The sequence below is a fragment of the Methylobacterium sp. WL103 genome (genome assembly GCF_008039885.1).
Lineage (GTDB): Bacteria > Pseudomonadota > Alphaproteobacteria > Rhizobiales > Beijerinckiaceae > Methylobacterium > Methylobacterium cerastii.
This window is the reverse complement of record NZ_VRUX01000141.1, coordinates 1-8,995: the sequence shown is the minus strand read 5'-3', so window position 1 is coordinate 8,995 and position 8,995 is coordinate 1. Positions and strand designations below refer to the sequence as shown.

General features: G+C 67.5%; 6 protein-coding genes and 1 tRNA gene. 1 reads left to right on the top strand and 6 read right to left on the bottom strand.

Features of this window, described 5'->3' with window-relative positions; translation table 11 throughout:
* From FV222_RS11095 to FV222_RS11070, 6 genes are all read right to left on the bottom strand, one after another.
* Positions 1-447: aspartate/glutamate racemase family protein (locus FV222_RS11095; protein WP_187277305.1), on the bottom strand; the 447-nt coding region annotated here is incomplete at its 3' end.
* Positions 448-528: 81 nt separating this feature from the next.
* Positions 529-2,943: an endopeptidase La gene (gene lon / locus FV222_RS11090; protein WP_147814287.1), complete on the bottom strand. Its 2,415-nt coding sequence runs from the start codon at positions 2,941-2,943 to the stop codon at positions 529-531.
* A 271-nt stretch (positions 2,944-3,214) separates the two neighbouring features.
* Positions 3,215-4,486 carry an ATP-dependent Clp protease ATP-binding subunit ClpX gene (gene clpX, locus FV222_RS11085; RefSeq protein ID WP_147814285.1) on the bottom strand — a complete coding sequence of 424 codons (1,272 nt, stop codon included), beginning with the start codon at positions 4,484-4,486 and terminating at the stop codon, positions 3,215-3,217.
* A 230-nt stretch (positions 4,487-4,716) separates the two neighbouring features.
* Entirely contained in the window at positions 4,717-5,343 is a 627-nt protein-coding gene (locus tag FV222_RS11080; RefSeq protein ID WP_147752831.1) for an ATP-dependent Clp protease proteolytic subunit, read from the bottom strand.
* Positions 5,344-5,470: 127 nt separating this feature from the next.
* Positions 5,471-6,892 carry a trigger factor gene (tig, locus tag FV222_RS11075; protein ID WP_147814283.1) on the bottom strand — a complete coding sequence of 474 codons (1,422 nt, stop codon included), beginning with the start codon at positions 6,890-6,892 and terminating at the stop codon, positions 5,471-5,473.
* Between the two features lie 190 nt (positions 6,893-7,082).
* Positions 7,083-7,167 (bottom strand) — tRNA-Leu (locus tag FV222_RS11070).
* Positions 7,168-7,349: 182 nt separating this feature from the next.
* On the opposite strand from FV222_RS11070, the gene FV222_RS11065 reads away from it, so the two are divergent.
* A complete protein-coding gene (locus FV222_RS11065; RefSeq protein WP_147814281.1) occupies positions 7,350-8,810 on the top strand; it encodes a multicopper oxidase family protein in 1,461 nt (486 codons plus the stop codon).
* The last annotated feature ends 185 nt before the right edge of the window (positions 8,811-8,995 follow it).

Here is an 8,995-nt window from a genome sequence, read left to right as displayed (position 1 = left end):
GCGGTGGATCTCGCCGCCGGTGGCGTTCGTCGCGCGGATGCCGGCGAGCCGGTCGGACAGGCCGAGGAGCGCGACGAACTCGCTCAGCATCGGCCGCCACGCCGTCCCGCCGGTGACGATCGAGAAGCGCCCCGCGGCCGCTGCCTCGCGGCAGGCGGCCTCGGCCATGCCGACCACCGGCACGGGTGCGATTTCGCGAAGCGCCAGCAGGCCGGGATCGCCGAAGCAGGCGAGGTAGACCGCGTCGCACTCCGCGCCGAACGCCGCATAGGCGTCGAGGGCGGCGTGGGCGGCGATCGCCGCCGCGGCCCGGCTAGCGATGTAGCGCGCGCCGAAGCGGCCGGTGGCCGGCACGATCGTCGCCGATGGAGCGATGCGGCGGACATGCTCGACGACCCGTTCGGTCACCGCTTCCGTCGTGTTGGGATTGATCACCAAGATGCGCATGGAGGCTCTTTCGACAAGCGGACCATACAAGCGAAAGGCCCCGGAGCAGCGCTCCGGGGCCTCGTCGTCCTTGCTCGGGCTTTAGTGGGCGACGAAGGCGGCGCCGTCCTCGGTCGTCTTCTTGACCGGGATGACCTCTTCCCATTCGATCGCTACCGGCTGGCGCACGAGGGCTTGCTTCAGCACCTGGTCCATCATCGCGACGGGGATGATCTCCATCCCGTTCTTCACACTGTCGGGCACCTCGGCGATGTCCTTGGCGTTCTCCTCAGGGATCAACACCGTCTTGATGCCGCCGCGGAGTGCGGCGAGCAGCTTCTCCTTCAGACCGCCGATCGGCAGCACCCGACCGCGGAGCGTGACTTCGCCGGTCATGGCGATATCGCGGCGCACTGGTATCCCGGTGAAGGTCGAGACGATGGCGGTCGCCATGGCGATGCCGGCCGACGGCCCGTCCTTCGGGGTCGCCCCCTCCGGAACGTGGACGTGGATGTCCCGGCGCTCGAACAACGGCGGCTCGATGCCGAAATCGAGAGCCCGGGAGCGAACGTAGCTCGCCGCCGCCGAGATCGACTCCTTCATCACGTCCTTCAGGTTGCCCGTGACCGTCATCTTGCCCTTGCCCGGCATCATGACGCCCTCGATTGTCAGCAGCTCGCCGCCGACCTCGGTCCAGGCCAAGCCGGTGACGACGCCGACCTGATCGTCCGCATCGATCTCGCCGTAGCGGAACTTCGGCGGGCCGAGGAAGACCTGCAGGCGCTCCACGTCGACCTCGACGCTCTTTACCTTCGTGATCAGGATCTCCTTGACCGCCTTGCGGATCAGGTTCGACAGCTCGCGCTCGAGGTTGCGGACGCCCGCCTCCCGCGTGTAGCGGCGAACCAGCATCAGCAGGGCCTCGTCGTCGATCGACCATTCCTTGCTGTCCAAGCCATGCTTCTTCAGCGCATTCTGGATCAGGTGCTTGCGTGCGATCTCGACCTTCTCCTCCTCGGTGTACCCGGCGATGCGGATCACCTCCATGCGGTCCATCAGCGGGCCGGGGATATTGAGGGTGTTGGCCGTGGTCACGAACATCACGTTTGACAGGTCGTAATCGACTTCGAGATAGTGGTCGTTGAAGGTCGAGTTCTGCTCGGGATCTAGCACCTCGAGGAGCGCCGCGGAGGGATCGCCGCGGAAGTCCATGCCCATCTTGTCGATCTCGTCGAGCAGGATGAGCGGGTTCGAGGTCTTGGCCTTGCGCATCGACTGGACGATCTTGCCCGGCATCGAGCCGATATAGGTCCGGCGGTGACCGCGGATCTCGGCCTCGTCACGCACGCCACCGAGCGACATCCGCACGAACTCGCGGCCAGTCGCCTTTGCGATCGACTTGCCGAGCGAGGTCTTGCCGACGCCGGGAGGCCCGACGAGGCACAGGATCGGCCCGGTGAGCTTGTTCGCCCGCTGCTGCACGGCGAGGTACTCGACGATCCGCTCCTTGACCTTCTCCAAGCCGAAATGGTCGCCGTCGAGGAGGACCTGGGCGCCGAGGAGATCCTTCTTGATCTTCGAGCGCTTGTTCCACGGGATGCCGAGCATCCAATCGAGGTAGTTGCGCACCACCGTCGCTTCCGCCGACATCGGCGACATCTGGCGCAGCTTCTTCAGCTCCGCCGAGGCCTTCTCGCGGGCTTCCTTGGTGAACTTGGTCTTCTCGATCTTGTCCTCGAGCTCGGCCAGCTCGTCGCGGCCATCCTCATCGCCGAGCTCCTTCTGGATCGCCTTCATCTGCTCGTTGAGGTAGTACTCGCGCTGGGTCTTTTCCATCTGCCGCTTCACGCGGGTCCGGATGCGCTTCTCCACCTGCAGCACGGAGATCTCGCTCTCCATCAGCGACAGCACGCGCTCGAGGCGGGCGGCCACGGTCGGCGTCTCCAGAATCGCCTGCTTGTCGGCGATCTTGACGAGGAGGTGCGAGCCGATCGTGTCGGCGAGCTTCGAGGGCTCCTCGATCTGCGTGACCGCCGAGACGACTTCGGGCGAAATCTTCTTGTTGAGCTTGACGTAGTTCTCGAACTCCGAGAGCACCGAGCGGGCCAGCGCCTCGGCCTCGACCTTGTCGCCGAGCTCATCGACCAGGGCCTCAGCCTCGGCCTCATAATACTCGTCCGAGCGGGTGAAGCCGGTGATCTTGGCACGGCCACCGCCTTCGACCAGCACCTTCACGGTGCCGTCGGGCAGCTTCAGCAGCTGCAGCACGGAGGCGAGCGTGCCGATCGTGTAGATCGCGTCGGTGGCCGGGTCGTCGTCGCCGGCGTTGATCTGGGTGGCGAGCAGGATGTGGCGGTCGGTCTTGACCGCCTCCTCGAGGGCGCGGATCGACTTCTCGCGCCCGACGAACAGCGGCACGATCATGTGCGGGAAGACGACGATGTCGCGCAACGGCAGGACGGCGTAGGCGCCGGTCGAGCCCGGGACGACCGGCTGGCGGGATTTCGATTGGGTCATCGTTGACTTCCTCATGAGGGACGCCGGGCGGTCGCTCCTCCGAATTGGAGCAAGCTTCCTGCCAGGGGCCGACCGGGCCGCGAGGGTCGGAAAGGGCTGCTGGAGACTTTGCGGCTGGTGGCGCGGCACCGCCCCTCGTAGGAGGCAGCGGCCACTGCGCTGAGCCTCAGGTGGTCCCCCCCGCACCTCGTTTCAAGGTGACCACCCGTCGCGGATCAATCGAGGATCGACCCGCGACATCAACGACTTAGCGCGCGTGCGCCGACGCACGTCAGGCGCTGACGCTGGCCGGCGCTTCCTTGTTGCGGTCGCCGTGGATGAAGAGCGGGCGCGACTTGCCCTCGACCACCTCAGGCCCGATCACGACCTGCTCGACCGAGTCGAGACCCGGCAGATCGTACATCGTGTCGAGCAGGATCGTCTCCAGGATGGAGCGCAGGCCGCGGGCGCCGGTCTTTCGCTCGATCGCCCTGCGGGCGACGAGCGACAGCGCCTCGTCCTGGAACGTCAGGTCGACGTTCTCCATCTCGAACAGCCGCTGGTACTGCTTCACCAATGCGTTCTTCGGTTCCTGCAGGATCTTCTTGAGTGCGTCCTCGTCGAGGTCCTCCAGCGTCGCCAGCACGGGCAGGCGGCCGACGAACTCGGGGATGAGGCCGAACTTCAGGAGATCCTCCGGCTCGACCGAGCGGAACACCTCGCCGGTGCGCCGGTCGTCGGGGGCCTGCACGGTCGCGCCGAAGCCGATCGAGGTGCCCTTGCCGCGCGCCGAGATAATCCGCTCCAGCCCGGCGAAGGCTCCGCCGCAGATGAACAGGATGTTGGTCGTGTCGACCTGCAGGAATTCCTGCTGCGGGTGCTTGCGGCCGCCCTGCGGAGGCACGGAGGCGACGGTGCCCTCCATGATCTTCAGGAGCGCCTGCTGCACGCCCTCGCCCGAAACGTCGCGGGTAATGGACGGGTTGTCGGACTTGCGGGAGATCTTGTCGATCTCGTCGATGTAGACGATCCCGCGCTGCGCCCGCTCGACGTTGTAGTCGGAGGCCTGGAGCAGCTTGAGGATGATGTTCTCGACGTCCTCGCCGACGTAGCCAGCTTCCGTCAGGGTGGTCGCGTCCGCCATGGTGAACGGCACGTCGAGGATGCGAGCGAGCGTCTGCGCGAGCAGCGTCTTGCCCGAACCCGTCGGCCCGATCAGCATGATGTTGGACTTGGCCAGCTCGACGTCGTTGTGCTTCGTCGCGTGGGCGAGGCGCTTGTAGTGGTTGTGCACCGCGACCGAGAGGACCTTCTTGGCGAAGTCCTGGCCGATGACGTAGTCGTCGAGGACGCGCCGGATCTCCTTCGGCGTAGGGACGCCGTCGCGGCTCTTCACCAGCGAGGACTTCGATTCCTCGCGAATGATATCCATGCACAGCTCGACGCACTCGTCGCAGATGAACACCGTCGGGCCCGCGATCAGCTTGCGGACCTCGTGCTGGCTCTTGCCGCAAAACGAGCAGTACAGCGTGCTCTTGGAGTCGGTGCCGCCAGTCTTGCTCATATCGGTCTCCGATTCGTGCGTGCGCTGCCAGCCGGGGCACACGCGCATCGTTCACAGTTAAGGGGATCCGCTTAAAGAAAAAGTCACCTGCGCGTCTTTGCCTTGGGGTCCGGCCCGAATTGGTCGTTGCGAGCCCCGATGCAAACACGCGGCCGCGGCCGGATCAAGGCCGCGATCGCCACACCCCTCCCGCAGCGGCGCGTGGCCGCCGGGGACGGGTGCGGGGTTCTTCAGGCGGCGGCCGGCTCGGGCCGCTTCTGGATGACCTCGTCGATCAGGCCGAACTCACGCGCCGCGTCGGCGGTCATGAAGTTGTCGCGCTCCAGCGCCTGGACGATGGAATCGTAGTCGCGCCCGGTGTGCTTCACGTAGATCTCGTTGAGGCGCTTCTTGAGGGCCTCGATCTCGCGGGCGTGGATCAGGATGTCGGTGGCCTGCCCCTGGAACCCGCCGGACGGCTGGTGGACCATGATGCGGGCGTTCGGCAGGGCGAAGCGGTGACCCGGCTCGCCGGCGGTGAGGAGCAGGGAGCCCATCGAAGCGGCCTGGCCGACGCAGAGCGTCGTCACCGGGCAGCGGATGAACTGCATCGTGTCGTAGATCGACAGGCCCGAGGTCACCACGCCGCCGGGCGAGTTGATGTAGAAGGAAATTTCCTTCTTCGGGTTCTCGGCCTCTAGGAACAGGAGCTGCGCGACGATCAGCGACGCGCCGTAATCCTCGACCGGTCCGGTGAGGAAGATGATCCGCTCACGCAGCAGCCGCGAGTAGATGTCGAACGCCCGCTCGCCGCGGCTCGACTGCTCGACCACCATCGGCACGAGCGCGCTGTTATAATAGTCGACCGGATCTCTCATCATGGCCTTTAGGGCTCCAAGGGGCCCGGCCCTCCGCGAATCACGGAGAGGCCGGGCGCGTCAGCGAACGACGGCATTCCTTAACGCCGCCTAACCATAAGCCCGCCGCCTCGAGACGAGCGCGGGCTCAGTCGGCCTTCGAGCCGGCCGACGCGGCCTCGGCGTCGGCCGATTTGGCGTCGGCCTTCTCGTTCCCGGCGTCGTCGGCTTCCTCGTCGGCGAAGAGCGTCTCCTTCGAGACAGGCTCCTCCACCAGCTTGACCTGACCGAGGACGTGGTCGACGACCTTTTCCTCGAACAGCGGCGCGCGAAGCTCGGCGAGCGCCTGTGCATTCTTCCGGTAGAAATCCCAGACCTGCTGCTCCTGGCCCGGGAACTGCCGGACCCGGGCGATGAGGGCCTGGTTCACCTCTTCATCGGAGACCTTGATATCGGCGCTCTCGCCGACCTGCGCAAGCACCAAGCCGAGGCGCACGCGACGCTCGGCGATCTTGCGGTACTCGGCCTGCGCCTTCTCCTCGGTGGTGTCCTCGTCCTCGAAGGTCTTGCCGCGGGACTTCAGGTCCTGCTCGACCTGGGCCCAGACGCTGGCGAATTCCTGCGCCACGAGCGAGGGCGGGAGGTCGAAGGCGTAGCGGCCGTCGAGCGCGTCGAGGAGCTCCTTCTTGAGCTTGCGGCGCGAGGCCGCCTCGAAATCGGTGCCGATCGCTTTGGCCACGGCCTCCTTGAGCGCGTCGAGGGAGTCGAGGCCCATGCCCTTGGCGAATTCGTCGTCGATCTTGGCTTCGCCCGGGGCCTGGATCTTGGTGACGGTCACGTCGAACTCGGCGTCCTTGCCGGCGAGCTGCTCGGCGCCGTAGGCCTCCGGGAAGGTTGCCTTGACCAGGCGCTGCTCGCCGACCTTGGCGCCGACGAGAGCCTCCTCGAAGCCGGGGATGAAGGAATTCGAGCCGAGCTCCAGGTCGATGCCCTCGCCCTTGCCGCCCTCGAACTCTGTGCCGTCGATGCGGCCGACGAAGTCGATGGTGAGGCGGTCGCCGGTCTCGGCCGCCGCGCCTTCGTCACGGTCCGCGAACGGACGGCTCTGGCCGGCCATGCGCTCCAGCGCCTCGGTCACTTCCGTATCGGAGGGGGTGGCGACCTGCTTGGTGAGGCTGACGTCGGAGAGGTCGGCGAGCTCGAAGCTCGGCAGCACCTCGAGGGCGACCTTGAACGAGAGGTCGGCCTTGGCGTCGAGCGCCTTCTCGACGATCGACTGGTCGGAGGGGAACTCGATCTGCGGCTCGAGGGCGAGCTTGAGGCCGTTGTCGGCGACGATCTTCTGGTTCGCCTCGTTGACGGCGTTCTGCACCACGTCGGCCATCACCGAGCGGCCGTAGACCTTGCGCAGGTGCGCCACCGGCACCTTGCCCGGACGGAAGCCCTTCAGCTGGACCTTGTCCTTCATGCCCGACAGCTCGGTGTTCAGGCGATCCTCGAGCTCGCTCGCGGCGAGGGACACCTGAAACGTGCGCTTCAGCCCCTCGGAGTGTGTCTCGGTCACCTGCATCGTCGTCGCTCTCAAAGTCCGTGTGATCGTGTGCGCGAGAATCCGGGCGCGGCCTCATCGGAGGCCTGACGGAGTCGCGGGTTCGGTACGGGGAAGCGGGACCCGCGCGCAAGGCGAACGGCATCCGCTGGAGGAGCCGGCCGGCCGCGTCCGCGCAGGGATCGGCCGTTACCGTTTCCGAAGGCGGTGCTGGTGCGGGCGGAGGGGCTCGAACCCCCACGTCTTGCGACACTGGTACCTAAAACCAGCGCGTCTACCAGTTCCGCCACGCCCGCGAGCGCCGATGCCCGGCGCGTGTCCGGCCACCGGAGGGCGGGTCTATAGCATGCGGGACACAGGCCGCAGCAAAAAACTTGCGGGTCCGAAACGGTGGCGCCGCGCGAGGGCGGCGGCTACAACCGGCGGCCCTGAATTCCCGCGTGGATTCCGCGCGATCGCCCCGTCGTCACGAGGTTCCATGCCGCCAGCCCGATCCGCACCGCCGACCGAATCTCGATCCGGCGCGTCGCGTCGAGCGCTCTTTCTGGGAAGTGCCGCGTTCCTTCTGCTTCCCCGGTCCGTTCGGGCGCAGGGCAAGCCCACCCCCGCCGCGCCGGCACCCGCCGCGCCCTTGCCGGAACCACGTTTGCTGACGGCGGTGCCCGGCAAGACGCGCTTCAAGCCGGAACCCGCCCCCGAGACCGCGACATGGTCGATCGACGGCAAGTCGGCGCCCCCGGCCCTGCGCGTGAAGCTCGGCGAGGCCGTTCGGGTGCGCGTCGAGAACAAGACCGACAAGCCGCTCTCCCTGCACTGGCACGGGGTGCGCAACAAGAACGCCATGGACGGCGTCGGCGGGGTGACGCAGGCGGCGATCGCGCCCGGCGCCGACTTCACCTACGATTTCGTGCCGCCGGACGCCGGCACTTTCCTGGTCCGGCCGCTGGTGGTCGGCGGATCGAGCGAGCCGTCCGGGCGAGGTCTCGCCGGCTTCCTCGTGGTCGAGGAGAAGGCACCGCCCGCCGTCGAGGCCGACGTGTCGCTGCTGATGCAGGACTGGCGCCTGCAGGACGACGGCACGCTGCTGCCCTTCGGACAGACCGCGTTCGCGGCGAGCAACGGACGGCTCGGCAACCTCGTCACCATCAACGGCGCCAACGTGCCGGCGACCTTCGAGGCGCGGCCGGGCAGCCGCATCCGGGTTCGGCTCGGCAACGCCTGCAACGCGCGGGCGACCCGCATCCGCTTCGAGGGCCTGAAGGTCTACGTCGCGGCCGTCGACGGCCAGCCGACCGACACCTTCGAGCCGTTGCGCGCGACGCTACCGTTCCCGCCCGGCACCCGCTACGACCTTCTGATCGACCTGCCGGCCGAGGCCGACGCCAAGGGCGCGATCACCGCGCTCGTCGGCCAGGGCCTGCAGCTCGCCACCGTCGTCACCAAGGGTGCGCCGGTCACCGAGAAGCGGCTGCCGATCGGGCCGATCGGCGAGAACCCGCTGCTGCCGCGCGAGGTCAAGCTCCAGAACGCGTTGCGGCGCGACGTGGTCATCACCGGGGGCGCCGCCCTCCAGAAGGACAAGCCGGAGGCCGAGCCGGTCTATTCCGGCGACGCCAAGCGGATCTGGTCGGTCAACGGCACCAGCGCGACCGCGGGCCTTGCGCCGATCTTCACGGTGAAGCGCGGCCAGGTGGTGGTGCTGGCGTTGCGAAACGAGACCGCCTTCCCGCAGGCGCTGCACCTGCATGGCCACGTCTTCCGCCTGCTCCACCCCCTCGACGACGGCTGGGAGCCCTACTGGCTCGACACCTTCCAGCTGCTCGAAGGCCGCACCGCGCGCATCGCCTTCCAGGCCGACAACCCTGGCCGCTGGTTGATCAGCGCAACGGTGCTGGAGCGGTTCGACACAGGGCTGTGGACCTGCTTCGAGGTGACGTGAGGGACGCGTTCCTACCTCCTCCTGCGGGAGGGAAGAGACCGTCGTCAGCCTCTGAGCCGTTCCAAAACATCTGCCAGCACCGCGGGCATCAGTTCCGGAATGTCCTCGGCGATCAGCCCGGGGCCGTGGCGCAGGCCGGCGTCGCCGTGGAGCCAGACCGCGGCGCAGGCGGCCTCGAACGGCGG

Bases quoted from the DNA above. Each gene is read 5' to 3' on its own strand.
- lon (WP_147814287.1), bottom strand. From the start codon at position 2,943: ATGACCCAATCGAAATCCCGCCAGCCGGTCGTCCCGGGCTCGACCGGC.
- tig (WP_147814283.1), bottom strand. From the start codon at position 6,892: ATGCAGGTGACCGAGACACACTCCGAGGGGCTGAAGCGCACGTTTCAG.
- clpX (WP_147814285.1), bottom strand. From the start codon at position 4,486: ATGAGCAAGACTGGCGGCACCGACTCCAAGAGCACGCTGTACTGCTCG.
- FV222_RS11080 (WP_147752831.1), bottom strand. From the start codon at position 5,343: ATGAGAGATCCGGTCGACTATTATAACAGCGCGCTCGTGCCGATGGTG.
- FV222_RS11065 (WP_147814281.1), top strand. From the start codon at position 7,350: ATGCCGCCAGCCCGATCCGCACCGCCGACCGAATCTCGATCCGGCGCG.